This window comes from Sphingomonas sp. LR60 (genome assembly GCF_036855935.1).
In the GTDB taxonomy this organism is placed as follows: domain Bacteria; phylum Pseudomonadota; class Alphaproteobacteria; order Sphingomonadales; family Sphingomonadaceae; genus Sphingomonas.
In genome coordinates, this window is record NZ_JASPFK010000001.1 from 1,935,260 (window position 1) to 1,958,800 (window position 23,541).

Below are 23,541 nucleotides of genomic sequence, written 5' to 3' on the forward strand. Positions count from 1 at the left end.
AGCCCACTAACCGTTGCTTGCTATAGCATTAGCTTTTCGCGCCACAAGAATGCGATCCCCTAAACTTAGTCCGTTCAAGGAGTTCATAGCGTATTCCGCCTCTGCGATCGTTTCAAATTGCAGAAAAGCGCAGGAAGATCGCGCACGACTACGTCTTTTGGGGAACGTAATGTCGACGTTGTACCCTTGTTTGCGGAATGTCGATATTAGCTCAGCCTTACTTAGATTGGTCGGCACATTACCAAGGTAAAGCTTGGCACCTTCATTCATTGACGGCATGTCAATTACTGAGCGAGTTTCCTGCTCCGCCTTTTTGCCACGAGCCGCCCCATCTCGTTTTGGTGGTCGATTTGGATCCGGTATTTTCACCTGAAATCTTGAAACATCCCGAATATTTATTCTTTTAACTTGCGCGATCCTAGTTGCCTTAGCTTTCGGCATGGTACTCTCAAGGACATCCTTATCCGTTAGGTTGGTTATAATTTTCCGAAAATCATCAGTGTCGACAATTCCGAGCCCATTTAGAATATCATTCGGTGACAGCACCCGGCCATCATAACCCATGACAACGACAGCTTTCTCTTCCCGCGTCAGATCAAGGTGGGAAAAGTTATCCAACCAAATCAAATGCTGCTGAGAGTACAAGGTTTTATTACTTAGCCTAACCCCAAAAGTAGTAAGATCGGTGTAAAACTCCGGCTCTTCAAGTTCGTTCGATTTCATAAGCTCATAAATACGACGAACACCCTCTCCAATCTCTCGCATGTAGCCAATTTCGCGCAACGCTCGCGCCACAAAGGTGTTTCGCGACTGGTGCACTCCCGTGAGGCTATTTAGACTTTCAATTGTGAGAGTCGAAAGTAGCGATCCGGGACTTCTGACCTCAAGCCGATCATCGAAGATATGAATCTCTATCCCTCGGCCTTCTTGAGAATAGTCGCGGTGAGCTATGGCATTAATCAAAGCCTCTCTACATGCGTACTCAGGATACATGACCCTTTATTCGAAACGCGCACTATGACTAAGTTTTGTCTGAACAAGATATGGTCTCAGCTTATCCCAAGCTGTCTCTACAATCTCTACTACATTGCCTTGAACCTGATCCTCAGAGTAAACATTGTAGTGCTCACCCGTCTCTAGCCTTGTGCCCGCAACTCTAAGAATTCTTATCTGTGAGCGAGGATGCCACCTCGTCACGTCAATTGCGAAAAGCAAAAGCGCAGCGCGCCTAAGACGAAGAGTTCCACTAGCAAAATCGGCAAGGCCAAGAAATTGAAGACACTTTTCTTTTGATGTACCTTTTGATATTTGATTTGCCAAAGCCTCCAACGCTGTGGGATTTAAATCATTTACGGTGGCGTTATCAACAAAGGCCCGGTCATATTCTTGAGAAATTCGCTCAGCTCTGGTATATTGAATTTCTTCAACACTTATTGGCACCGTCTCAAGGTCCCTTCGCTGGAGACAGCGGCCATCGGAGGTCTGATGAACGTACGCAACGCTCTTCGGAATGTAAAAGTAAAGCACCTCCTTTCCGCCTTCATCTATTTTTCCAACTTGAACCTCTCCAAGAGGGGTTTTTTTATGAACCCCATCTTTCCAGCACGATCTTAGATAATTTTCGTCCTCATCCGAATGTTTCAGGCCTGTTACTTTGCCATCGTCTTCAACACCAACCAGCAGAGTCCCTCCATCGGCATTTGCAAATCCGACGAGGGTGCTACAGATATCTTTTGCGATCTCTTTTCGCGATCGAGCACGTTTCGAATCTGGGGGCCTTAAAGAGCGCTTTTAAATTCACGAAAATGGCTCTCACCGAGTTCAATCGACGTTCGAATGCGATCTGCCAAGAGGACGGGTTCAGTCACAATGCTAAATCCAATGCCGCCACCTCGAGTACGAGGTCAGAGAAACGAGATCTTGCGTTAGTAACGCCGCGAAGTAAATGCTGCATCGGCTAGAGGTTAAGACAGCCAAACAATTTGGCTATCTGCGCTGTCCTACACCCTCCAACAAAAGCCACCCTCCCGCACCCTTTCCGCAGGAGGACACCGCACATGACCGTCATGACCCCGATGGAAGGCATCACCGCCCCCGCCCGCCGGGCCACGACGCCGCCTCCAGTCCTCCCCGCCCCAGCCGAAACCACCCAATCCCGCCGCCACGACGGCTGGTCCGCCACCAACCAGCGCGCCTTCCTCGAGGCGATCGCCGAGGGCCACGGCGTCGACGCCGCCTGCGCGCACGTCGGCCTGTCCGCCACCTCCGCCTACGCCTTCCGCCGCACCGCCAAGGGCGCGGCCTTTGCGCTCGGCTGGCGCGCCGCGTCGCTCGTCGCGCGGGAGGTCGTCGCCGAGACGCTGATGGTCCGCGCGCTCGACGGCCATACCGACACCTACACCCGCGCCGACGGCTCGGTCGTCACCCGCCACCGCCACGACAACCGCCTCGCGATGAGCCTGCTCGCCCGCCTCGACCGGCAGGTGGAGGCCGCCCCCGACACCGACGTGAAGGCCGCGCGGCTCGTCGCGCAGGACTTCGACGCCTATCTCGATCTCGTCCCGCAAGATGGCGGTGCCGCGCGCGCCGGGCTGTTCCTCGCGCAGCGCAGCGGCGCGCTCGATGCCGACGGCGCCAGCGCCACCGATCTCGCCCCGCTCTACGCGCTCGCCGCCGCGGACCGCTTCGCGCGCACCGGTCACGCCAGCGCCGCCGATGTGCCGGTCGACGATCTCGACCCGACGCAGCGCGCGCGATGGACCGCCGAGCAATGGACGCGCGCCGAAGCCGCCGGGCTGGTCGCCTTCGCCGCCCCATCCGCCCTCGCGTCACCCCCGCCGGCGTCTCAACATTCGCAACATTCGGCCCCGCCCGCCGACCCGGTGTGGTGGGACGACCAGGCACAGGACTGGCGCACCTTCTTCCCGCCGCCCCCGGACTTCCTCGGTATCGAGGAAGGCGATCCCGCCGATCCCGATTACGAACGCTCGCTGACCGATGCCGAGGAAGCGCTGATGGGCGACCCGCCCGATGACAGCGACCGCGGGCTGGTCGCGCAGCTCACCCGCGAACGCGACGCATGGTTCCGCGCGCGCGCCGACCCCCCGCCCCGCCTGAGCCTTACTCGCCTGAACCTTCCCCGCCCGGCGACGTTGCCCCCGCAGCACTCACCACACAGGAGCCAAGCGAAATGAGCATCTTCGGCGCGATCAAGAAGGCGATCTTCGGCGACCACGGCCCGCTCGGCGGACAGTTCGGCGGCAAGAAGGACGCGCCCGCCGCGGCCCCCGCACCCACGGGGTCGACCGCACCCGGCGCGCCGCCCGCCGCCGCCCCCAGCACCGCCCCTGCGCCCGCAGCCGCCACGCCGCAGCAGCCGGTCGATGTCGAGGCGGTGCTCACCGGCATCGCGCACCAGAAGGGCAACCCCGATCTCAATTGGCGGACGTCGATCGTCGATCTGATGAAGCTGCTCGATCTCGACTCCAGCCTCGCCAACCGCAAGGAACTGGCCACCGAACTCGGCTATAGCGGCGCGAAGGACGGCTCGGCGGAGATGAACATCTGGCTCCACAAGGCGGTGATGCGCGAGCTGGAGAAGAGCGGCGGCACGGTGCCCGCCGCGCTCAAGGACTGACGGCCAGCCGGACGGCGGCGATCAATCGTCGCCGTCCAGCTCGGGATAATGGCGGAAGATGCCGTCGGTATTGAACGCCACCCGCCGTTCGCTCGCCAGATAGGCCGCGACCGCCGGCAGCGCCGCGACCGTGTCGTGCAGCGCCGCCATCCGCGGATAGTCCCCGGCCAGCGCCGCCATCCGCCCCGGGAACATGTAGCGCAGCCCTGCGACGATCTGGAACAACGCCGTGTCGACCCCGCTCCACGCCTCGCCCGCCACGAACGGACCGGTCTCCGCCCCCAGCGCCGCCTCGAAATGGTCGAGGAACTTGGGCAGGCGCGCGTCGCGGAACTGCGCCGCCGTCCGTAACGCCTCGGCGCGTTGCTCGTCGTAATAGGCCATCGGATCGACCGGGTGATGCACCGCATGAACCTCCGCGACCAGATCGGCGACGGTCAGTTGCAACTGGTGCAGCCAGTACCGCGTCGCCGCGTCGCGCGGGCCGAGGCCATGCCGGTCCTGCAGGAACAGCACGATGTCGGCGACCTGCGCCACGGTCATGTCGTCCGCGACCAGATATGGCGGCGCGAACGGCGCGCGCGGTCCCCGCGCCGCCATGTCGCGCAACATCGCCTCCGCCCCGTCGTCCCGCGCCCGGTCGCGATAGGCGATGCCGCCCGCTTCCAGCACCAGCCGCACGAACTCGCCGCGCCCCTGGATCGTCGGCCAATACCACAGGTCGTACGTCATTCGCCGGGCGCCTTGGCCTGGATGGCGAGCGCATGGATGCGCTCGGCGAGCAGATCGGCGAGCGCGTGGTTGATGAGCCGCTGCCGCGCGACCCGCGACTGCCTGGCAAACGCCGCGCTCTCGACGATGACGCGGAAGTGGCTCTCGCCCGTCCCGTCGTCGCCGAGATGCCCGCGATGCTGCGCGCTTTCGTTGAGGACCTCGAGCCGGGTCGGGGTGAGCGCGGCGGTCAGCCGCGCGGTGATCAAGGTGGCGATGTCAGTCATGCGACCCCATATAGCGCCCTTTGTGCGTCAAGCGACGAGTGAGTGGTGAAGCCCCAGAACGATCGACCCCATACGCGTTTCCATGGCCGGGTGGCGGACTCGGAACGGCCGTGCGCGCATCCCGGCTGTGCCGAGCCGGGCGAGTTCCGCGCGCCTCCGCTCGAAGGCGCCGGCGCACACGACGGCCCGCCGCGCTTCCGCTGGTTCTGCCTCGACCACGTCCGGGCGTTCAACGCGGGCTATAATTACTTCGACGGCATGACCGCCGACGAGATCCATCAGGCGCAGCGCCCGCTGGCGGGATGGGAAGGCGAGACGCGTGCCTTCTCCCGCACGCGGATGGGCGATCAAGGGCCGCGCTGGGCCGACTTCACCGATCCGCTCGACGCGATCGGCGCGAAATATGCGCGCGCACCCTCGAAAGCGAACGGCCGTCCCTTGTCGCTGGAAGATCGCCGCAGTCTGGAGACGCTCGGGCTACCGTCCGACGCCGATCGCAGTGCGCTGCGCAAACGCTATTCGGAACTCGTCCGCCGCTATCACCCCGATCGCAACGGCGGCGACCGCACGCACGAGGCGGCGCTTCGCAAGGTCATCACCGCCTATCAGCACCTTCGCCGCGCACCGGCCTTCGCGTGACGATCAGATGATGTCGAGCACCAGCCCGAGGTCACGCGCCTCGGTCGCCTCGATATACCAATTGTTCGGCGCACGCTCCTTGAGGTCGTCGAGCGACACCTTGCTCCCGCGCACCAGATCCGCAAACCCTTCTTCCTGGATGCGGATCGAGTCCTCGATCTCGTTGAGCTTGGCCTTGAGCACCGGCGCCAGCGTGTTGAGCGGGCCTGACAGCTTGATGGTCGAATCCATCAACCGCTCGTGGATCATGATCCGCGAGTTCCGCGTCAGGAACCGCTTGTCGACCGGAAAGGCGGACATGAACGTCGCCCCCGCCGAATAGACCGCGACCTTGCCGAGGAACAGCGCCTCACGACCCGTATATTCCCGCAGCAGCCGGATCGTATCGCCCATCGCCCGCGCCATTTCCGGATCGCCGCCCAGCGTCGTGATCGACACGACGATCGGTCCCTCGCCCGGCACGGTGGCGAGCTGGTCCTTGAAATTGGCGTACATCATATCGTCCACGGTGCCGTGGAGCTGGATGTGCGGCACCGCGAGCAGCGGGTACGAACTGGCGTTGTGGTTTTCGGTCATGCCGCGCTCAAGCCGCGAGCACCGTCAGGGTTCCGCCGCTGTCCTACATCGCGGCGATACGGTAGGTGGAGCGTGTCATTCGGCACACGCTCTTTCCCAAGTCCGGTTTGATCGCGCCAATCTGTGGAGCGCTACACCGAATCCAATTCAGCACCCGCGGCCTGACCCGGGGTCCCGCTTCTTCTGGCGAATGGACGAAGGAAGCGAGGCCCCGGCTCAAGGCCGGGGCGCAGGGATCAGTAAACGCGCTTCTTCGGCTTGATATATTCGGCATCGTCGGTGAGCGTGTAATCGTGCACCGGACGATAATCGATCGCGGTCGCGCCACCCTTGCCGCCCCAACCGTCGAAGGTGGTGATCGTGTGCTTCATCCAGTTCGAGTCGTCGCGCTCGGGGAAGTCCTCGTGCATGTGCGCACCGCGGCTTTCCTTGCGGTTCTCGGCGCTCTTCATCGTCACGACCGCCTGGCCAATCAGATTGTCGAGTTCCATCGTCTCGACCAGATCGGTGTTCCAGACCAGCGAGCGATCGGCGACGCTGACATCGTTCATGCCCTGATAGATCGCCTCGATCTTGCCGACGCCCTCCTGCAGCAACGCGCTGTCGCGGAACACCGCACAGTGGCGCTGCATCGTCCGCTGCATCTCGGCGCGCAGCTTGGCGGTCGGCGTGCCACCCTTGGCGTTGCGGAAATGGTCGAGCCGGCCGAGCGCCATCTCCTCCGAGCCCTTGGGCAGCGGCTTGTGCGGCGTGTTCGGCTTGAGCATCTCCTTGAGGCGCAAGCCCGTCGCGCGCCCGAACACCACGAGATCGATCAGCGAATTGGAACCGAGCCGGTTCGCGCCGTGTACCGACACGCACGCCGCCTCGCCGACCGCGAACAGCCCAGGAACCACCGAGTCCGGATCGCCGTCCTTCAGCCGCACGACCTCGCCGTGATAGTTACACGGGATGCCACCCATGTTGTAATGGACCGTCGGCGTCACCGGCAGCGGCTGGCGCGTCAGGTCTACGCCCGCGAAGATCTTCCCCGTCTCGGTAATTCCGGGCAACCGCTCGTGCAGCACCTTGGGATCGATATGGTCGAGGTGGAGGTAGATGTGGTCCTTGTCCTTGCCGACGCCGCGCCCCTCGCGCATCTCCATCGCCATCGAGCGCGCGACGACGTCACGGCTCGCCAGGTCCTTGGCGGACGGCGCATAGCGTTCCATGAACCGCTCGCCTTCGGAGTTGGTCAGGTAACCGCCCTCGCCGCGTGCGCCCTCCGTGATGAGCACGCCCGCGCCATAGATGCCGGTCGGGTGGAACTGCACGAACTCCATGTCCTGCAACGCCAGGCCCGCACGCAGCGCCATGCCGTTGCCGTCGCCGGTGCAGGTGTGCGCCGATGTCGCCGACTGGTAGACGCGCCCGCCGCCACCGGTCGCCAACACGACGGCATGGGCGCGGAAGCGGTGGATCGAACCGTCTTCCATGCACAAGGCGATCACGCCGCGGCACTCGCCGTTTTCCATGATCAGGTCGAGCGCGAAATATTCGACGTAGAAGTCCGCGTCATACTTCAGGCTCTGCTGGTACAGCGCGTGCAGCATCGCATGGCCGGTACGATCGGCGGCGGCGCAGGTGCGCTGCACCGGCGGGCCTTCGCCCATGTTCTGCATGTGGCCGCCGAACGGCCGCTGGTAGATCGTACCGTTGTCGTTGCGGCTGAACGGCACGCCGGCGTGCTCCAGCTCGTAGACCGCGGCGGGTGCCTCGCGCACCATATATTCGATCGCGTCTTGGTCGCCGAGCCAGTCGGAGCCTTTGACGGTGTCGAACATATGCCAGGACCAATGGTCCGGCGTGTTGTTGCCCAGCGAGGCCGCGATGCCGCCTTGCGCCGCCACGGTGTGGCTGCGGGTCGGGAACACCTTGGTGATGCAGGCGGTCTTCAGGCCGCTCTCGGCGATGCCCATCGTGGCACGCAGGCCCGAGCCGCCCGCACCCACGACGACGGCGTCATAGGTGTGGTCGATGATCTTGTAAGCGTCGGCGGACATCAGGCGGTGGCTCCGAAAGCGACCTTGAGGATCGAGAAGATGGCGGTGCCGGCGGTCGCCAGCGTGAAGACATTGACGAGGACGGTCAGCACGAAACGGCTTTCCTTATGCGCATAATCCTCGATCACCACCTGCAGGCCGAGGCGGAAGTGATAGAAGACCGACGCGATCAGCAGCGCCATCGGGATCGCGGCCCATGCCGAATGCAGCCACAGCCGCACGGTCGCATGGTCATAGGACGGCAGCGACGCGATCGACGCGAGCAGCCAGACCATCAGCAGGAAATTGGTGCCGGCGGTCAGCTTCTGGTGCCACCAATGGTGCGCGCCGTGCCCGGCGCTGCCCAGCCCGCGGACGCGGCCGATCTCGGTACCCATTACTTGACCCCCAGATAAAGCCAGAACGCGATCGTCAGCAGCGTCGATGCGACGAAGGTCAGCAGCGCCAGCCGCTGGTTCACCTTCAGTTCGAACGCGGCGCCCGTGTCCATCACCAGATGGCGGATACCGCTCATCATATGCTGGAACAGCGACCACGTCAGCCCGACGCCGACGATCCAGCCCAGGATGTTCAGCGCGCCCGTGGAGGTAGTGAACACGTCGAGGAACACGCCATAGGCTGCAGGGCCCGCGGCGATCGCGGCCAGCCACCAGACCAGCAACAGCGTACCGACGGTCGCCATCCCGTCGCCGGTCACGCGGTGCATGATCGACGCGGTCATCGCCGGGCTCCAGCGATAGTGCAATTGCATGGGACCGCTGAACAGGTGCGGGCTGCGCGGGCGGGCGGGTTTCGAGGCCAAGCGCGAAATTCCTTGAATGTGGGCCGGTGCTGGCGAGTTTGCGGGGGTCTATGCGTCCGCGGCGAACGCGATGCAAGCTCGGCGGTCGCCGCCAGCCCGCCAAAGTCGGGTCCGGTCCCTAACCCGCTGTTAAGGGATGGTTGTTAGTCCGATGCCCGAACCAATTACTGTACGGAGCAGATGTTGCCCAACGATTTGCCACCGATCGGATCCGTCGCCGCCGCGCTGGACCTCAATGCACGTTTCGACGTGTTCGATCTGGACGGCGAGCTTACGCGCGCCGCGCGTGACGCGTGGGAGACGCTGCGCCCGCAGGCGCGCACCATCGCGGACGCTTATTGGTCGCATTGGAAGCGCTGTTTCGGCACCACGGCCAACCATGCATCCTATGAGAACGAGCGGATGATCGACCTCGGGGTCGCCTTCCTCGAAAACCGCTTCCTGCGCACGCGCGAGCGGGCGTGGGTCGAGTCGATCGAGCGTTCGGTCGCCTCCGCTTATGCCGCGAGCGTCTCGCCGATGGCGCTGCTGGCGATGATCAGCGCCAGCGATCGTGCCGCCTTGGGCGTGCTGATGGCGGCGCTGCCGCGCGAGGATCCCCGCCTGCCGATGCTGATCGACACGCTGATGCGACTGTCGGCGCTGGAGGGTGAACTCACCGTTGCGATCTATTCGATCTATACGACGCACAGCGCGCAGGGCGCACGCGACAAGCTCGCCGCCGATTTCCGCAACGAAATCGCGGTGACCGTCGAGGCGACCACACACGAGGGGCATAGCCTGCGCTCACAGGCGTCGGTCGCTTCCTCGTCGGCGCGCGGCATGCTGGGCAAGACCAGCGAGGTCGCCGCCGCTGCCGAGCAATCCGCGGTCGCGATGCGCGACGCCGCCTCCACCGCTGCCGGGCTCATCCGCGCGATCGAGGATGCGCGCGCCGAGGTAGAGGTCGCCGCCGACATCGCCACCCGCGCCGCCTCGCAGGCCGGCGACGCGGTGACCGTCTCGGGCGCGCTCAGCGACCACGCAAAGTCGATCGAGTCGATCCTCGGGCTGATCCGCGACATCGCCGGACAGACCAATCTGCTCGCGCTTAACGCCACGATCGAGGCCGCCCGCGCCGGTGATGCCGGCCGCGGCTTCGCGGTCGTCGCGCAGGAGGTGAAGAGCCTCGCCAACCAGACCGCGCGCGCCACCGACGATATCGCCGCCAAGATCGCCGCGATCCAGGCAGCCACCCGCGTCACCGTCGACACCTCGGCCTCGATCCGCAACACCGTCGCCGAGGTCCAGGATTCTGCGACGCGCATCCGCCACGCGATGGAGTCGCAGGCGCAGACGGTCACGGCGATCACCGCCGCGGTCGACGAAACCGCGCTGGCCGCCGACTCGATGTCGCACACGATCGCGACGATCCGCACCGACACCGAAGCGGTCGCCAGCGAGATCGACCAGCTCGGCACCGGCTTCGAATCGCTGGCCAGCCGCCTTGGCGACCTCGACACCCGCGCCGGGAATTTCGCGACCCGCGTCGCCGCCTGACACCTGACGCCTGGGGAACGTCCAAGATGAACTCGTTCGTCCACCACGACGTGCGCCCGCTCGCCGAGCGCGCACGCGACTTCGACCCCGACGGTCGCATCCTGGCGAGCTGCGCGGAGATCGCGACGCTCCTCACCGAGCACGACGCATGGGCCGAGATCGCGGTGACGTTCTGGAACCATCTGGCGTCCCGGGCGACCGTCCCCGCGGCGGTTCGCGACCTGTCCCCGGCCAAGCGTCAGAGGCGCGTGGAGGCCGCGATCGGCTACACCCGGCTCCGCTACCAGGAACCGCTCAGCGTCGCGTGGCGGGAGATGGTCGTCGCGCAGGTCAACGAATCGCAGGCTGCCGGCATCCCGCTGACCGCGCTGTTGTCCGGCCTCTCGGCCGCGCATTGCCGCACGACCGAGATCGTCGCTGCGGCGGTCGGCGACGACACGGCGCGGCTGCTGCGGCTCGGCAACGCGTTGCTGCGGCTGGCGATGCTCGAATCCGACCTGTTGACCACACAGCTCTGCGTGATCGGCGTGACCCGCGCGCGCACCCAGCGCGCCGAGCACGCTGCGGCGTTCCGTACCCGGATCGGCACGGGCATCGACGCGATCGCGGCGCGCGGGCGGGTGGTGCGCGACCGCGCGCGCTCCACCGGCGGTGCGGCGAGCGGCATGATCGACAAGACGCGCGAGGTTTCGGTCGCCGCGGAGCAGTCGGCGCTCGCGATGCGCGACGCCGCCTCGACCGCCGCCGGCCTCATCAACGCGATCGGCAGCGTCCAGCGCGACATGCAGGTCGCGACCCAGACGCTCACCGCCGCGACCGACCAGGCGGAGGGCGCAGTCGCCGCCTCCGCCGCGCTCGACGAACACGCCAAGTCGATCGAGTCGATCCTCGGGCTGATCCGCGACATCGCCGGACAGACCAATTTGCTCGCCCTCAACGCGACGATCGAGGCCGCCCGCGCCGGTGATGCCGGCCGCGGCTTCGCGGTCGTCGCGCAGGAGGTGAAGAGCCTCGCCAACCAGACCGCGCGCGCCACCGACGATATCGCCGCCAAGATCGCCGCGATCCAGGCCGCCACCCGCGTCACGGTCGAGAAATCCGCCTCGATCCAGACCAGTATCGAGCAACTTCGCGGCGCCGCGTCGCAGATCAACGATTCGATGTTCGAACAGGCGCGCACCGTCACCGCGATCACCGCCGCGGTCGACCAGACCGCGCTCACCGCCGACTCGATGTCGCATACGATCGCCGCGATCCAGGAAGGAACGCAGATCGTCGCGGGCGAGGTCGAGTCGCTCGGCCAGTCGTTCGAGATGATCGCCCAGCGCTTCGAAACGCTGCGCACGCAGGCGGACGACTTCGCCAACGTAGCCTGATCGCCGCGGCGTCGTTACAGACGGCGCCATGACGAACATCCTCATCACCGGCGCCAGCCGCGGCATCGGTGCCGCGATCGCCGAAGCGCTGGCCGCGATCCCCGACGTGGTGGTCGCCGGACAGGGCACCACCAGCGGCATCGCCGCCGACTTTGACGACCCGGCCGCCCCCGACGCGCTCTGGGCCGAAGCGCTGGAGCGGCTCGACGGGCGGATCGACGTCCTCATCAACAACGCCGGCGTATTCGAGGCCAATCCGCTCGATGGCGACGATGCCGACTGGCTGGCCGGCTGGGAGCGGACGCAGCGCATCAACCTCACCGCCGCCGCGCAGCTGTCGCGCCACGCCGTTCGCCATTGGCAGGGCAATGGCGGCGGGCGGCTGGTGAACGTCGCCAGCCGCGCCGCCTATCGCGGCGACTCCCCGCGCACTGGCATTATGCCGCCGCCAAGGCCGGGCTGGTCGCGATGACCAAGACGATCGCGCGCGGATATGCGGCGCAGAACATCCTCGCCTTCGCGATCTGCCCCGGTTTCACGATGACGGGCATGGCCGACGATTATCTCGCCAGCCGCGGCGGCGACAAATTGCTCGCCGACATCCCGCTCGGCCGCGTCGCGCAGCCGGAGGAAGTCGCGACGCTCGCGCGCTTCTGCGCGATCGACGCCCCTCCGTCGATGACCGGCGCGGTCCTCGACATCAACGGAGCCAGCTATGTCCGCTGATATCGACAGCTGGCGCGTCACCCTGCCCTGCACCCGCGCCGAGGCGGAGGCGATCGACGCCGCCGACGATCTCGCGATCGACGCGGTGCTTATGACCACCGAGGAAGTCGAGGACGATCGCGAGCATTGGCGGCTCGACGCCTATTGCGAGCATGAGCCCGATGCCACGATGCTCGCCGCGCTCGCCGTGCTTGTCCCCAGCGCCGCCGGCACCGCGCCGACCGTCACCCCGCTCACCGCACAGGATTGGGTGACGATGAGCCAGGCCGGGCTCGAGCCGATCCGCGAGGGCCGCTTCGTCGTCCACACCAGCTCGCACCCGGTCGACACGCCCGAAGGCGGTCGCGCGTTCCTGATCGATGCGGGGCAGGCGTTCGGCACCGGACACCACGCCACCACTTCGGGCTGCCTCGCGATGCTCGACGGGCTGGCCGACCACACCATCACCAACGCGATCGATCTCGGCACCGGCACCGGCCTGCTCGCCTTCGCCGCCGCGCATCTCTGGCCCGCTGCGTCGATCACCGCCACCGACATCGACCCCGCCGCGATCGAGGTCACCCGCGAGAACATGGCGGCGAACCAGGTCGACGGCATCGAACTGATCGTCGCCGACGGCGCGCTGTCGGAAGCGATCGCCGCGCGTGCGCCCTACGATCTGCTGATCGCCAACATCCTCGCCGGACCGCTGATCTCGATGGCGCCGGAAGTTGCCGCGATCGCCACGACGCACGCCGCGATCGTGCTCGCCGGCTTGCTGGAAACGCAGCGCGCCGAGGTCGAGCGCGCTTTCACCGCCTGCGGCTGCACGGTCGAGGCGGTCGATCGCCGTGGTGACTGGTCGATCCTGCGGCTCACCGCCGGTACCGAGCGCTACGTCCCCACCCGCCCGATCGATCCCAAGGGCCGCGACGGCTGGGCGCTCGACCTGTGACGCGGTGCCGCGCGCTTTGAAGCGGCTCGCGACGATCGCGGCACGCGCGCTCGGCGTGCTCGCGATCGTCGCGTTCGTTTATCTGCTCGCCGGCACCGCACTCTCGACGATCCCGCGCAATCGCGACTGGCATGCGCCGACGACGGGCGGCGTGACGATCTGGATCGAGGACAATGGCGTCCACACCGGGATCGTCATGCCCAAGGTCGCCGCCGGCATCGACTGGCGCAGCGACTTTCCCGCTGCCGATCTCCCCGACCCACGCTTTGCCGCGAACGACCACGTCGCGATCGGCTGGGGCGAAAGAAACTTCTTCCTCGGCACCCCGACATGGTCCGACGTGCGCCCGGTCACCGTTCTGCACGCGGCATTCGGCAGCGACGAGACGTTGCTCCACGTCGAGCATATCCCCCGCCCACAGGCGACGAGGGACGTACGAGCCGTCGTGCTCCGCCCCGACGAATATCGCCGCCTCGCCACCGCGATCCGCGCCAGCCGCGCCAGCGGTCCGGCGATCCGCGGCTATGCCGGGTACGACGCCTTCTATCCCGGCGCGGGCCGGTACGACGCGCTGCGGACCTGCAATGCGTGGACGGGGGACCGCCTTGCGGATGCCGGGGTCAAGATCGGCTGGTGGACGCCCTTCTCGGCATCGGTGATGCAATGGTTCGAGCGCGCAACGGGCTAGACTCGATCAAAAATCCTATTCGTAACGAGCCGTGCTCCTGCGAACGCAGGAGCCCAGAGTATCGGGCGTTGTACTATCCGGCGCTGGGTTCCTGCGTTCGCAGGAACGCGCAGGCGCCGTAAACCACCCCGAGAGCCGACCATGCTTCCGGCATTGCATCGCTGCGCGCGCAATGACGAACGGAGCCAACACGAGGGTCGGCGCCGATCACCCCTCAGCCGTTCGACGACCCCGTCTGGTTCGCCATCTCGCCACGCGTCGCCGACAGCGTCGGCGCCGGCCCGGTCGCCGGCCGCAGCCCCTCGCGCTCCGACGCGGGCACCGGCGCGGTCGGATCGGGACGGAACGCCTCGGGCGCGCGCGTCGACCCGGGCGTCGGCGCATCGGCGGCGAGATCAGGCGCGTCATGCTCGGCATTACCCGTCGGCAGGAAGCGATCGAGCCACCCCATGCCGAATGCCGCGCCGATACCGGCGATCACCGCGCCGACCGCACTCGCCGCGACGATTGCCCGCGTCCGCCGGGCTTCCTGCGCCTTCACGGCGCGCGATTGCTGCTGCTTTTTCTTGCTCATGCCCGCTCCAACCCCTCCATCCGCATCTGCGTTCCCGCAAGCGCTGCATGCTCGCCCGCGCGCGCCTTCGCTGCTAAGCGGCGAGAAACGCTGACGGAGGAAGCGCATGTCGACCCGCGACGATCTGGTGCTGCAGACGCTGGAGCCCGCCACCCACGACCTTGGCGGCTTCAAGGTCTATCGCACCTTGCCGCACCGCGATCGCACGATGGTCGGCCCCTTCCTGTTCTTCGACCAGATGGGGCCCGCGCACTTGCCGCCCGGCAACGGCGTCGACGTACGACCGCACCCGCATATCGGCCTGTCGACCGTCACCTATCTGTTCGAGGGCGCGTTCCAGCATCGCGACTCGCTCGGCAGCGACATTCGCATCACCCCCGGCGCGGTGAACCTGATGACCGCCGGCGCGGGGATCGTTCATTCCGAACGCTCGCCCGATGACGTTCGCGTCGACGGCCCGCGGCTCGACGGCATTCAGACGTGGCTCGCGCTCCCCGACGGGCAGGAGGATCGCGCCCCGGCTTTCGAGCATGTCGCCGCCGAGAAGATGCCCGTCATCGACGCGCACGGGGCCACCGCGCGCGTGGTGATGGGATCCCTGTGGGGCGTCACCTCGCCGGTGACGGCCTATGCCGAGACGATCTACGCCGACATCGTGCTCGCCCCCGGCGCGGCGGTGCCGATCGACGACAGCACCGACGAGCGCGCCATCTATCTGGCCAGCGGCGATGCGACGCTCGACGGCCTCGCGCTCGAACCCCAGCGTCTCTACGTGCTGCGCCCCGGCGTGGCCGCGACGCTCTTTTCGAAGACAGGGGGCCGCGCGATGCTGGCGGGCGGCGCGGCGTTCGCGACCCCGCGGCATGTCTGGTGGAACTTCGTCCATTCGTCGCGCGACGCGATCCGCGAGGCCAAGCGCGCGTGGAAGGCGGGCGAATTCGCCAGCGTCCCCAATGACAGCGAGTGGATCCCGCTCCCCGAGGTGCCGAAGACCGTCAGCTATCCGTGAGCTTGGCGCCATCGAGCAGCGCAACCTTGCGCGCCTGCTCGGTGGCGTCGGCGGCCTTCTGCGCCTTGGTCCGCCCGAAGACGGCCCGGTTGGCGGCGGCCTGCATCTCCTTTGCGGCGCGCGCCTTCGTCTTGCGCGCCTGCTTCAAGGAGACGATCTCGCCCATTGTCAGGCGCGCACCTGCTTGCCGATCGCATCGAGCAGGCCGTTGACGAACCCGGCCTCGCGCTTCTGATAGAAAGCATGCGCGACATCGACATAGGAGCTGATCGCCGCCCCGACCGGCACGTCGGCGCGCGCCAGCAATTCATAGGTGCCCGCGCGCAGGATCGCCTTCATCGGCTTGTCGAGCCGCTCCAGCGTCCAGCCGGCGCTCAGCTTGGCCTCGACCAGCATGTCGATCTCACCGGCACGCGCGGTGACGCCCTTCACCAGATCGTCGAAGAACGCGACGTCCGCCTCGGCATATTCGACCTCCTCGATCGTCGCGCCCAGCCGGTGCTGGTGGAATTCGTGGAGCAGCACGGGGACGGCAGTGCCCTCCATCTCATGTTGATAGAGCGCCTGGATGGCGGCGAGGCGCGCGGCGGCGCGGGCCTTGGTACGAGCAGCGGTGCGGGACATAGGCCGCGCGCCATAGTCGCTTGCCGCGCGTTCGTCACCCCCTGCCGCGCCTTTGACCTCGATCAGCGAGATTGTTCGCAACGCTCCGGCGGGCCTCTCGTTCGTCGCGGGTAACTTCACCCGAGGAGATGGCACATGGGCCTGTTCACCAAGGATATCGCGACGCTCGAGGACCTGTTCCTGCACCAGTTGCAGGACGTCTATTATGCCGAGAACCAGATCACCAAGGCGCTGCCGAAGATGATCGACAAGGCGACTGCGCCCGAGCTGAAGAAGGGCTTCGAAACGCATCTGCGCGAAACCGAAGGCCAGATCGCGCGGCTGGAGCAGGTGTTCGAGGCGCTCGACCATAAGGCGAAGGCGGTCACCTGCCCGGCGATCGACGGCATCATCAAGGAAGCCAACGAAGTCGCGGGCGAGATCGCCGACAAGGCGGTGCTCGACGCCGCGCTGATCGCCTCGGCGCAGGCGGTCGAACATTATGAGATCACGCGCTACGGCACGCTGATCGCCTGGGCCAAACAGCTCGGCCACGCCAATGTCGTCTCGCTGCTCCAGGCGACGCTCGACGAGGAAAAGGCCACCGACGACAAGCTGACGACGCTCGCCGAGAAGAAGGTGAACAAAAAGGCCGAACTCGCCAGCGCGTAAGTAGATGCCGTCGCCCCTGCCTGCGAAGGGGCGACGGCTGCCTACCGATTGCTTCGGATCCGCAACGCCACCGACTGCGCATGTGCCGGCAGCCCCTCGGCCCGCGCCAGCGCGATCGTCGCCGGCCCCAGCTCGTTCAACGCCGTCTCATCGAGCTGCAAGAAGCTGGTCCGCTTCATGAAATCGGTCACTCCCAGCCCGCTCGAGAACCGCGCGCGCCGTCCGGTCGGCAGCACATGGTTCGGCCCCGCGACATAGTCACCGATCGCTTCCGGCGTATGTCGCCCCATGAAGGCCGACCCAGCGTGCCGCAGCAAGTCGAACAGCGCCTGCGGATCGTTGCACGCCAGTTCGACATGCTCGGGCGCGAGCCGGTCGACCAGCGGCATCGCCGCTTCCAGCGTCGGTACGATCACGATCGCGCCATTGTCCTCCCACGCCACCCGCGCCACCGCCTGCGTCGGCAGCGCCTGCAACTGCCGCTCGACCGCCTCCGCCACCCGATCGGCAAAAGCGGTATCATCGGCGAACAGGATCGACTGCGTCGTCGTGTCATGCTCGGCCTGGCTAAGCAGGTCGGCGGCGATCCATTCCGGATCGTTCGCGCCATCCGCCACGACGACGATCTCGCTCGGCCCGGCGACCATGTCGATCCCGACCACGCCATAGACCTGCCTTTTGGCCTCCGCGACCCAGGCGTTGCCCGGTCCGGTCACGACATCGACCCGCGCGATCCGCTCGGTCCCATACGCCAGCGCCGCGACCGCTTGCGCACCGCCGACCCGCCACACTTCGTCCGCACCAACCAGATGCGCGGCAGCCAGCACCAGCGGATTGACCTCACCATCCGGCGTCGGCGTCACCACCACCAGCCGCTCGACCCCCGCGACCCGCGCCGGAATCGCGTTCATCAGCAAGGTCGAGGGATAGGCCGCTCGACCGCCGGGCACGTACACACCCGCCGCATCCACCGCGCGCCACCGCGCGCCCAGCCGGACCCCGGCGGCATCGGTGAAGCTCACGTCCTCGGGTCGCTGCTTCTCGTGATAGGCGCGGATGCGCGTCGCGGCGAGTTCCAGCGCCGCGCGCAACTCCGGCTCCAGCCCCTCGAACGCCGCCGCACAGGCCGCCGCATCGACCCGCCACCCCGTCTCGTTCAGGTCGTGCCGGTCGAGCTTCTGCGTAAAGGCGTGCAGCGCCGCATCTCCGTCGTCGCGCACCGCGCGCACGATCGTCGCCACGTCGCGCGCGACATCGCTCGCCGCCTCGCGCCGTGCATCGACCAGATCATCGAAACGGCTGGCGAAATCGCCATCGCGCGTGTCGAGCCGGATCATGCCGCCACCGCCGCGCGAAACGCCTCGACCAACGGGAAGACATGCGCACGCGTCTTCATCGCCGCACGATTGACGATCAGCCGCGCCGACACCTCCATGATCCGCTCCACCTCGACCAGACCGTTTTCCTTCAACGTCTTGCCCGACGACACCAGATCGACGATGCGGCTCGCCAGCCCGAGGGTGGGCGCCAGCTCCATCGCACCGTTCAGCTTGATGCACTCCGCCTGCACCCCGGCGCGCGCGAAATGCTGCGCGGTAACGTGCGGATATTTCGTCGCGACGCGCACATGGCTCCACCCGCGCGGATCGTCGTTGGCGGCCATGTCGGCCGGCTCGGCGATCGACAGTCGGCAATGGCCGATATTCAGGTCGACCGGCGCATACAGCTCGGCATAGTCGAACTCGGCGAGCACGTCGGATCCGACGATCCCCAATTGCGCCGCGCCATGCGCAACGAACGTCGCGACGTCGAAGGCGCGGACGCGGATCAGCTCGATCCCGTCGCGATCGGTGCGGAAACGCAGCGCGCGGCTCTGCGGGTCACCGAACGCCGGCTCGGGGACGATCCCGGCGCGTGCGAGCAGCGGCAGGGCTTCTTCGAGGATGCGCCCCTTGGGAACGGCGATGACGATCGGGTTGGGGATGGGCGGCTCGGACATGCGCGCGGCTTTACGAAGGCACCGCGACCGGCGCAATGAGGCGCGCATGGCAGACGAGTCCACCAACCGCGCCGCCTTCGAGGTCCAGGCGCAATATTGCGACGCGATGGCCGCGCCGCAAACCGCCGCGCTGTGCCGCGCGCTCGCCCGCGTGCTGACCCGCGACACCGTGGTCGGCGCACGGCTGCTCGATTGGCCGGGGGAGCCGGTCGCCGATGCGACCGTGCTGCGCATCGTCGGCGGGCTCCACGCGCTCGCCCGCCGCGGCGTTGCAAACCCCTTCGCCGCCGACGATGCGATGCTGGCGACGATCCTCGCCACCTACGACGCCACGTTGCTGCCCTGGCTCGACGGACCGCCGCAGACCAACGAGGCGCAGCGGTCGGCGGGGCTGATGACCGGGCTGCTCCACGTCGCCGCCACGCTCGGCCCGCGCGTCGAGATACTCGAGATCGGCTCCAGCGCCGGGCTCAACCTGCTGATCGATCGGATGCACTTCGATCTCGGCGGGGTCCGCGTCGGCCCCGCCGACTCGCCGCTCGCGATCGTTCCCGCCTGGCGCGGCCCGCCGCCGCCCGCCGCACCGATCGCGATCGAGCGCACGCGCGGCGTCGATATCGCCCCGGTCGACATCCGCGACCCGGCGCAGGCCGAGCGGCTCGCCGGCTATGTCTGGGTCGACAATCACGAACGCCTCGCCCGGCTCGCCACCGCACTCGACCTGGTCCGCGCCCGCCCGGTCGATCTGGTGCAGGGCGACGCCGCCGACTGGGTCGAGGCACGCCTGGCCGAGCCGCAGGAACAAGGCGTCGCGCGCGTCCTGATGCATTCGGTCGTCTGGCAGTATCTCCCCGCCGCGTCGCGCAGACGCATCCGGGCCGCGATGGCCGAAGCCGGCGCGCGCGCTACGCACGATCGCCCACTCGGCTGGGTGATGATGGAGCCCAACCGCGACCTCCACCGCCACGAGGTGCGCGTGCAATATTGGCCGTCCAACCAGCCGATGCACCTGGTCGCGCTCACCCATGCGCATGGCACGTGGGTCGAGGGGCTGCCTGCGCCATACGAAACCCGCGACTATGTCATGCGCCGCGGTGCCTATGAGTGAGCCGGCATCCCTGTTCAACACCCCGTCATTCCCGCGAAGGCGGGAATCCAGAACCTCGGACCTGTCGCCTCTATCGCTGAACCTGCGTGTCTGGATCTCCGCTTTCGCGGGGACGACGGCAGCAGGCGAGCGGTAATCAAATGACCGAAGCCGACTTCCCCGCCCGCCTCCGCACGCCGCTGCCCCAGTCGGACGCAGGCGGGCTTGCCAACGACACTGCCACATTCGCCAGCCGCACCATCATGACCGGCACCCTGGTCGGGGGCATACACTTCGCCGTTCCCACCCACCCCTCCGTCATTCCCGCGAAGGCGGGAATCCACAACCTCGGACCTCGCGCTTCTATCGCCATACCCGCGCGTCTGGATCCCCGCCTCCGCGGAGATGACAGCAGCAGGCGAGCGCTAAACAAATGAACGAAGCCGACTTCCTCGCCCGCCTCCGCTCGCTTCCGCTTCACCCGGGCGCAGGCGCCCTGAACGACGACACCGCCACCCTCGCCAACCTCACCATCACCACCGACACATTGGTCGAGCGCATCCATTTCCTCCCCACGGACCCCCCGCAGGACATCGCGTGGAAGCTCGTCGCCACCAACCTCTCCGACCTCGCTGCCAAGGGCGCGATCGTCGAGGGTATCCTCCTCAACTACCCGCTCCGCGACGCGACATGGGACACCGCCTTCCTCGACGGCCTCGCCGAGGTACTCACCACCCTCGCCTGCCCGCTCCTCGGCGGCGACACCGTCACGCTCCCCGCCAACGCCCCGCGCATCCTCACCGTCACCGCCTTCGGCCGCGACGCCCCCGCCCCACCGCGTTCTGGCGCACGGGCCGGCAACGCGCTCTACGTCACCGGCACGATCGGCGATGCCGGTGCCGGGCTCGCCATCGCCCAAGCCGGCACCGGCGACCCGACGCTGCTCGCCCGCTATCGCCGCCCCGTCCCGCGCCTTACCGAAGGTCGCGCGCTCGCCCCGCGGGTCAACGCGATGATGGACGTGTCCGACGGGTTGCTGATCGACGCCGCGCGCATGGCCGTCGCCAGCGGTCTGGCGATCACGATCGACCTCGCCGCCGTCCCGCTGGCCCCCGGCGTCACCGATCCGCTCGCCGCCGCCACCGCGGGCGACGATTACGAGCTGCTGTTCGCCGCCCCCGCCGATCAGCCACTGCCCGTTCCCGCCACCCGCGTCGGCACCTTCGCGCCCGGCACCGGCCTGACGTTGACCCAGGATAAGCGGATCATCCCGCTCCCCGTGTCGCTCGGTTACCAGCACGGGTTGCGCTGACGCCGCCACCTGTTAGCCTCCACTCCCCGCGCGACGTACCGGCGACAGACCGGACGCGCCACAAGGAGGGATGAAGGGCATGACGATCGTCTATCTTGCCATCGTCTGCGGCCTAATCGCCGTACTCTATGGCTTCGTGACCAGTCGACAGGTGTTGTCCGCTTCGCCGGGCAACGAGCGGATGCAGGATATCGCCGCCGCCATCCAGGAAGGCGCTCGCGCCTATCTCGGGCGGCAATATACCACCATCGCGATCGTCGGCGTTGTCGTCGCGATCGTGCTCTTTGCCACCCTTGGCACGCTGTCGACGATCGGCTTCGTCATCGGCGCGCTGTTGTCGGGGCTCGCGGGCTTCGTCGGCATGAACATCTCGGTCCGGGCCAACGTGCGCACTGCCGAGGCGGCGCGCGGATCGCTGCAGGGCGGGCTGACGATGGCGTTCCGCTCCGGCGCGGTCACGGGCATGCTCGTCGCCGGGCTCGGTCTGCTCGCGATCGCATTGTTCTTCTGGTACCTCACCGGTCCCTCCCGCCTGCTCCCCAACGATCGTGCGATCATCGAGGCGCTCACCGCGCTGGCGTTCGGCGCGTCGCTGATCTCGATCTTCGCGCGGCTCGGCGGCGGGATCTTCACCAAGGCCGCCGACGTCGGCGCCGATCTGGTCGGCAAGGTCGAGGCCGGCATCCCCGAGGACGATCCCCGTAACCCCGCGGTGATCGCGGACAATGTCGGCGACAATGTCGGCGATTGCGCGGGCATGGCCGCCGACCTGTTCGAAACCTATGTCGTGACGCTCGGCGTGACGATGGTGTCGATCGCGCTGCTGATCCAGGCGAGCCCCGCCGAGCTGATGCGCCTGATGAGCCTGCCGCTCGCGATCGGGGGCGTGTGCATCATCACCTCGATCATCGGCACCTATATGGTCCGGCTCGGGCGCGGCTCGATCATGGGCGCGCTCTACAAGGGCTTCTGGACCTCGGCCTTGCTGTCGGTGCCCGCGATCTGGGCGGTGACGCAATGGACGCTCGGCGACATGAATGCGGTGATCGGCGGCGCCGGTTTCCTCGACGCCGACCGGGACGCCGCGTTCGACGCGATCACCACCGGCGGCGCCGATGCGGCGGTCGCCGGCGTTCCCGCCGCAATGGCGTTCACCGGCACCGATCTGTTCTGGTGCATGATGATCGGCCTCGCCGTCACCGGGTTGATCGTCTGGATCACCGAATATTACACCGGCACCAATTACCGCCCGGTCAAGTCCATCGCCAAGGCCAGCGAGACCGGCCACGGCACCAACGTGATCCAGGGCCTCGCGATCAGCCTCGAGGCGACCGCGCTGCCGACATTGGTGATCGTGATCGCGGTGATCGCCGCCTACAAGCTTGCCGGGATCATCGGCATCGCCTTCGCTGCGACCGCGATGCTCGCGCTCGCCGGGATGGTCGTCGCGCTCGACGCCTACGGTCCTGTCACCGACAATGCCGGAGGCATCGCCGAGATGGCCGGGCTGGAGGACGAGGTCCGCGAGCGGACCGACGCGCTCGACGCGGTCGGCAACACCACCAAGGCGGTGACCAAGGGCTATGCGATCGGCTCGGCAGGCTTGGCGGCCCTCGTGCTGTTCGGCGCCTATACCACCGACCTCAAGACCTACTTCCCCGACCTCACCGTCGATTTCTCGCTGAGCAATCCGTACGTGATCGTCGGGCTGCTGCTCGGTGCCTTGCTCCCCTATCTGTTCGGCGCCTTCGGGATGACCGCAGTCGGCCGCGCCGCGGGCGCGGTCGTCGAGGAAGTCCGCGAACAATTCCGCGAAAATCCCGGCATCATGCAGGGCACCAGCCGCCCCAATTACGGCCGCACGGTCGACCTCGTCACCCGCGCGGCGATCCGCGAGATGATCGTCCCGTCGCTGCTCCCGGTGCTCTCGCCGATCGCGCTCTACTTCATCGTCCGCGCGGTCGACGGGCAGGCGAGCGGCTTTGCGGCGCTCGGCGCGATGTTACTCGGCGTGATCGTCTCCGGGCTGTTCGTGGCCCTGTCGATGACGAGCGGCGGCGGCGCGTGGGACAATGCCAAGAAGTACATCGAAGACGGCAACCACGGCGGCAAGGGCTCGGAGGCGCACAAGGCCGCGGTGACCGGCGACACGGTCGGCGATCCGTACAAGGACACCGCCGGCCCGGCGGTCAATCCGATGATCAAGATCACCAACATCGTCGCGCTGCTGCTGCTGGCGGCGCTGGCCGGCCACGGCTGACGCGCCTTCGTCATCCCCGCGAAGGCGGGGATCCAGACGCGCGATCCTTCGATAAGTCGCGGGACCGG

25 protein-coding genes and 2 pseudogenes are annotated in these 23,541 nt (G+C 66.9%); 13 read left to right on the forward strand and 14 right to left on the reverse strand.

Going from position 1 to position 23,541, the window contains the following annotated elements:
- Positions 1 to 6: 6 nt before the first annotated feature.
- From QP166_RS08920 to QP166_RS18985, 3 genes and pseudogenes are all read right to left on the reverse strand, one after another.
- A complete protein-coding gene (locus QP166_RS08920) occupies positions 7 to 993 on the reverse strand; it encodes an ATP-binding protein (RefSeq protein ID WP_333915597.1) in 987 nt (328 codons plus the stop codon).
- A gap of 6 nt (positions 994 to 999) precedes the next feature.
- Positions 1,000 to 1,440, reverse strand: coding sequence for a hypothetical protein (locus QP166_RS08925; RefSeq protein WP_333915598.1), 441 nt, complete (start codon positions 1,438 to 1,440; stop codon positions 1,000 to 1,002).
- A gap of 6 nt (positions 1,441 to 1,446) precedes the next feature.
- Positions 1,447 to 1,752 (reverse strand): annotated as a pseudogene (locus tag QP166_RS18985) (AlbA family DNA-binding domain-containing protein); the annotation flags it as partial.
- Between the two features lie 305 nt (positions 1,753 to 2,057).
- Here QP166_RS18985 and QP166_RS08930 point away from each other — a divergent pair.
- The gene (locus QP166_RS08930) at positions 2,058 to 3,194 is read left to right on the forward strand and encodes a hypothetical protein (protein ID WP_333915599.1); all 1,137 of its coding nucleotides are present in this window, start codon (positions 2,058 to 2,060) and stop codon (positions 3,192 to 3,194) included.
- Entirely contained in the window at positions 3,191 to 3,637 is a 447-nt protein-coding gene (locus QP166_RS08935) for a DUF3597 domain-containing protein (protein ID WP_333915600.1), read from the forward strand. The genes QP166_RS08930 and QP166_RS08935 overlap by 4 nt, the downstream gene beginning before the upstream one ends.
- A gap of 21 nt (positions 3,638 to 3,658) precedes the next feature.
- On the opposite strand, the gene QP166_RS08940 is transcribed toward QP166_RS08935, so the two are convergent.
- Together QP166_RS08940 and QP166_RS08945 are read right to left on the reverse strand one after the other, a co-directional pair.
- Positions 3,659 to 4,369, reverse strand: a complete 711-nt coding sequence (locus QP166_RS08940) for a glutathione S-transferase (protein ID WP_333915601.1) — start codon at positions 4,367 to 4,369, stop codon at positions 3,659 to 3,661.
- The gene (locus QP166_RS08945; RefSeq protein WP_333915602.1) at positions 4,366 to 4,635 is read right to left on the reverse strand and encodes a BolA family protein; all 270 of its coding nucleotides are present in this window, start codon (positions 4,633 to 4,635) and stop codon (positions 4,366 to 4,368) included. The genes QP166_RS08940 and QP166_RS08945 overlap by 4 nt, the downstream gene beginning before the upstream one ends.
- Before the next feature lie 45 nt (positions 4,636 to 4,680).
- Between QP166_RS08945 and QP166_RS08950 the strand changes: the two genes are divergently transcribed.
- Entirely contained in the window at positions 4,681 to 5,274 is a 594-nt protein-coding gene (locus QP166_RS08950) for a J domain-containing protein (RefSeq protein ID WP_333915603.1), read from the forward strand.
- 3 nt (positions 5,275 to 5,277) lie between these two features.
- On the opposite strand, the gene QP166_RS08955 is transcribed toward QP166_RS08950, so the two are convergent.
- The 4 genes from QP166_RS08955 to sdhC all read right to left on the reverse strand — a co-directional run bounded on the left by QP166_RS08955 (position 5,278) and on the right by sdhC (position 8,694).
- On the reverse strand, positions 5,278 to 5,850 hold the full coding sequence (locus tag QP166_RS08955; protein ID WP_333915604.1) for an ATP-dependent Clp protease proteolytic subunit: 573 nt from the start codon (positions 5,848 to 5,850) through the stop codon (positions 5,278 to 5,280).
- Between the two features lie 236 nt (positions 5,851 to 6,086).
- On the reverse strand, positions 6,087 to 7,892 hold the full coding sequence (sdhA, locus tag QP166_RS08960; RefSeq protein ID WP_333915605.1) for a succinate dehydrogenase flavoprotein subunit: 1,806 nt from the start codon (positions 7,890 to 7,892) through the stop codon (positions 6,087 to 6,089).
- The gene (sdhD, locus tag QP166_RS08965) at positions 7,892 to 8,269 is read right to left on the reverse strand and encodes a succinate dehydrogenase, hydrophobic membrane anchor protein (protein WP_333915606.1); all 378 of its coding nucleotides are present in this window, start codon (positions 8,267 to 8,269) and stop codon (positions 7,892 to 7,894) included. The genes sdhA and sdhD overlap by 1 nt, the downstream gene beginning before the upstream one ends.
- Positions 8,269 to 8,694: a succinate dehydrogenase, cytochrome b556 subunit gene (gene sdhC / locus QP166_RS08970; RefSeq protein ID WP_333915607.1), complete on the reverse strand. Its 426-nt coding sequence runs from the start codon at positions 8,692 to 8,694 to the stop codon at positions 8,269 to 8,271. The genes sdhD and sdhC overlap by 1 nt, the downstream gene beginning before the upstream one ends.
- Before the next feature lie 180 nt (positions 8,695 to 8,874).
- On the opposite strand from sdhC, the gene QP166_RS08975 reads away from it, so the two are divergent.
- The 5 genes and pseudogenes from QP166_RS08975 to QP166_RS08995 all read left to right on the forward strand — a co-directional run bounded on the left by QP166_RS08975 (position 8,875) and on the right by QP166_RS08995 (position 13,957).
- Positions 8,875 to 10,233, forward strand: a complete 1,359-nt coding sequence (locus QP166_RS08975) for a methyl-accepting chemotaxis protein (protein WP_333915608.1) — start codon at positions 8,875 to 8,877, stop codon at positions 10,231 to 10,233.
- Between the two features lie 26 nt (positions 10,234 to 10,259).
- A complete protein-coding gene (locus QP166_RS08980; protein ID WP_333915609.1) occupies positions 10,260 to 11,609 on the forward strand; it encodes a methyl-accepting chemotaxis protein in 1,350 nt (449 codons plus the stop codon).
- Between the two features lie 28 nt (positions 11,610 to 11,637).
- Positions 11,638 to 12,335: pseudogene (locus tag QP166_RS08985) on the forward strand (SDR family NAD(P)-dependent oxidoreductase).
- Positions 12,325 to 13,269 carry a 50S ribosomal protein L11 methyltransferase gene (locus tag QP166_RS08990; RefSeq protein WP_333915610.1) on the forward strand — a complete coding sequence of 315 codons (945 nt, stop codon included), beginning with the start codon at positions 12,325 to 12,327 and terminating at the stop codon, positions 13,267 to 13,269. The pseudogene QP166_RS08985 and the gene QP166_RS08990 overlap by 11 nt, the downstream one beginning before the upstream one ends.
- A gap of 16 nt (positions 13,270 to 13,285) precedes the next feature.
- Positions 13,286 to 13,957: a TIGR02117 family protein gene (locus QP166_RS08995; RefSeq protein ID WP_333915611.1), complete on the forward strand. Its 672-nt coding sequence runs from the start codon at positions 13,286 to 13,288 to the stop codon at positions 13,955 to 13,957.
- Positions 13,958 to 14,171: 214 nt separating this feature from the next.
- On the opposite strand, the gene QP166_RS09000 is transcribed toward QP166_RS08995, so the two are convergent.
- Positions 14,172 to 14,531: a hypothetical protein gene (locus QP166_RS09000; RefSeq protein WP_333915612.1), complete on the reverse strand. Its 360-nt coding sequence runs from the start codon at positions 14,529 to 14,531 to the stop codon at positions 14,172 to 14,174.
- 106 nt (positions 14,532 to 14,637) lie between these two features.
- Here QP166_RS09000 and QP166_RS09005 point away from each other — a divergent pair, with 106 nt between their 5' ends.
- Positions 14,638 to 15,540 (forward strand): pirin family protein, encoded by a 903-nt coding sequence (locus QP166_RS09005; protein WP_333915613.1) that lies wholly within the window; start codon positions 14,638 to 14,640, stop codon positions 15,538 to 15,540.
- Here QP166_RS09005 and QP166_RS09010 read toward each other — a convergent pair.
- A complete protein-coding gene (locus QP166_RS09010; protein WP_333915614.1) occupies positions 15,527 to 15,706 on the reverse strand; it encodes a DUF4169 family protein in 180 nt (59 codons plus the stop codon). The genes QP166_RS09005 and QP166_RS09010 overlap by 14 nt on opposite strands.
- Positions 15,707 to 15,708: 2 nt before the next feature.
- Complete coding sequence (gene nusB / locus QP166_RS09015) at positions 15,709 to 16,164, reverse strand: transcription antitermination factor NusB (protein ID WP_333915615.1); 456 nt, start codon at positions 16,162 to 16,164, stop codon at positions 15,709 to 15,711.
- A 135-nt stretch (positions 16,165 to 16,299) separates the two neighbouring features.
- Here nusB and QP166_RS09020 point away from each other — a divergent pair, with 135 nt between their 5' ends.
- A complete protein-coding gene (locus tag QP166_RS09020; RefSeq protein ID WP_333915616.1) occupies positions 16,300 to 16,815 on the forward strand; it encodes a YciE/YciF ferroxidase family protein in 516 nt (171 codons plus the stop codon).
- 41 nt (positions 16,816 to 16,856) lie between these two features.
- Here the strand turns inward: QP166_RS09020 and hisD are convergent, their stop codons facing one another.
- Together hisD and hisG are read right to left on the reverse strand one after the other, a co-directional pair.
- Positions 16,857 to 18,152: a histidinol dehydrogenase gene (hisD, locus tag QP166_RS09025; protein WP_333915617.1), complete on the reverse strand. Its 1,296-nt coding sequence runs from the start codon at positions 18,150 to 18,152 to the stop codon at positions 16,857 to 16,859.
- Entirely contained in the window at positions 18,149 to 18,814 is a 666-nt protein-coding gene (hisG, locus tag QP166_RS09030) for an ATP phosphoribosyltransferase (protein WP_443027200.1), read from the reverse strand. Before hisG ends, hisD begins: the two co-directional genes overlap by 4 nt.
- A gap of 46 nt (positions 18,815 to 18,860) precedes the next feature.
- Here hisG and QP166_RS09035 point away from each other — a divergent pair, with 46 nt between their 5' ends.
- The 3 genes from QP166_RS09035 to QP166_RS09045 all read left to right on the forward strand — a co-directional run bounded on the left by QP166_RS09035 (position 18,861) and on the right by QP166_RS09045 (position 23,473).
- Entirely contained in the window at positions 18,861 to 19,922 is a 1,062-nt protein-coding gene (locus QP166_RS09035; RefSeq protein WP_333915618.1) for a DUF2332 domain-containing protein, read from the forward strand.
- Positions 19,923 to 20,334: 412 nt separating this feature from the next.
- Positions 20,335 to 21,213, forward strand: a complete 879-nt coding sequence (gene thiL / locus QP166_RS09040) for a thiamine-phosphate kinase (RefSeq protein WP_333915619.1) — start codon at positions 20,335 to 20,337, stop codon at positions 21,211 to 21,213.
- A 79-nt stretch (positions 21,214 to 21,292) separates the two neighbouring features.
- Entirely contained in the window at positions 21,293 to 23,473 is a 2,181-nt protein-coding gene (locus QP166_RS09045) for a sodium-translocating pyrophosphatase (RefSeq protein WP_333915620.1), read from the forward strand.
- Positions 23,474 to 23,541 lie beyond the last annotated feature (68 nt).

Coding starts and splice junctions, on each gene's coding strand:
- QP166_RS09020 (WP_333915616.1), top strand. CDS start 16,300: ATGGGCCTGTTCACCAAGGATATCGCGACGCTCGAGGACCTGTTCCTG.
- QP166_RS08980 (WP_333915609.1), top strand. CDS start 10,260: ATGAACTCGTTCGTCCACCACGACGTGCGCCCGCTCGCCGAGCGCGCA.
- QP166_RS09000 (WP_333915612.1), bottom strand. CDS start 14,531: ATGAGCAAGAAAAAGCAGCAGCAATCGCGCGCCGTGAAGGCGCAGGAA.
- hisG (WP_443027200.1), bottom strand. CDS start 18,814: ATGTCCGAGCCGCCCATCCCCAACCCGATCGTCATCGCCGTTCCCAAG.
- QP166_RS08930 (WP_333915599.1), top strand. CDS start 2,058: ATGACCGTCATGACCCCGATGGAAGGCATCACCGCCCCCGCCCGCCGG.
- QP166_RS08945 (WP_333915602.1), bottom strand. CDS start 4,635: ATGACTGACATCGCCACCTTGATCACCGCGCGGCTGACCGCCGCGCTC.
- hisD (WP_333915617.1), bottom strand. CDS start 18,152: ATGATCCGGCTCGACACGCGCGATGGCGATTTCGCCAGCCGTTTCGAT.
- sdhD (WP_333915606.1), bottom strand. CDS start 8,269: ATGGGTACCGAGATCGGCCGCGTCCGCGGGCTGGGCAGCGCCGGGCAC.
- thiL (WP_333915619.1), top strand. CDS start 20,335: ATGAACGAAGCCGACTTCCTCGCCCGCCTCCGCTCGCTTCCGCTTCAC.
- QP166_RS09005 (WP_333915613.1), top strand. CDS start 14,638: ATGTCGACCCGCGACGATCTGGTGCTGCAGACGCTGGAGCCCGCCACC.
- sdhA (WP_333915605.1), bottom strand. CDS start 7,892: ATGTCCGCCGACGCTTACAAGATCATCGACCACACCTATGACGCCGTC.
- QP166_RS08920 (WP_333915597.1), bottom strand. CDS start 993: ATGTATCCTGAGTACGCATGTAGAGAGGCTTTGATTAATGCCATAGCT.
- QP166_RS08935 (WP_333915600.1), top strand. CDS start 3,191: ATGAGCATCTTCGGCGCGATCAAGAAGGCGATCTTCGGCGACCACGGC.
- QP166_RS08955 (WP_333915604.1), bottom strand. CDS start 5,850: ATGACCGAAAACCACAACGCCAGTTCGTACCCGCTGCTCGCGGTGCCG.
- QP166_RS09010 (WP_333915614.1), bottom strand. CDS start 15,706: ATGGGCGAGATCGTCTCCTTGAAGCAGGCGCGCAAGACGAAGGCGCGC.
- QP166_RS08940 (WP_333915601.1), bottom strand. CDS start 4,369: ATGACGTACGACCTGTGGTATTGGCCGACGATCCAGGGGCGCGGCGAG.
- QP166_RS09035 (WP_333915618.1), top strand. CDS start 18,861: ATGGCAGACGAGTCCACCAACCGCGCCGCCTTCGAGGTCCAGGCGCAA.
- nusB (WP_333915615.1), bottom strand. CDS start 16,164: ATGTCCCGCACCGCTGCTCGTACCAAGGCCCGCGCCGCCGCGCGCCTC.
- QP166_RS09045 (WP_333915620.1), top strand. CDS start 21,293: ATGACGATCGTCTATCTTGCCATCGTCTGCGGCCTAATCGCCGTACTC.
- QP166_RS08975 (WP_333915608.1), top strand. CDS start 8,875: ATGTTGCCCAACGATTTGCCACCGATCGGATCCGTCGCCGCCGCGCTG.
- QP166_RS08990 (WP_333915610.1), top strand. CDS start 12,325: ATGTCCGCTGATATCGACAGCTGGCGCGTCACCCTGCCCTGCACCCGC.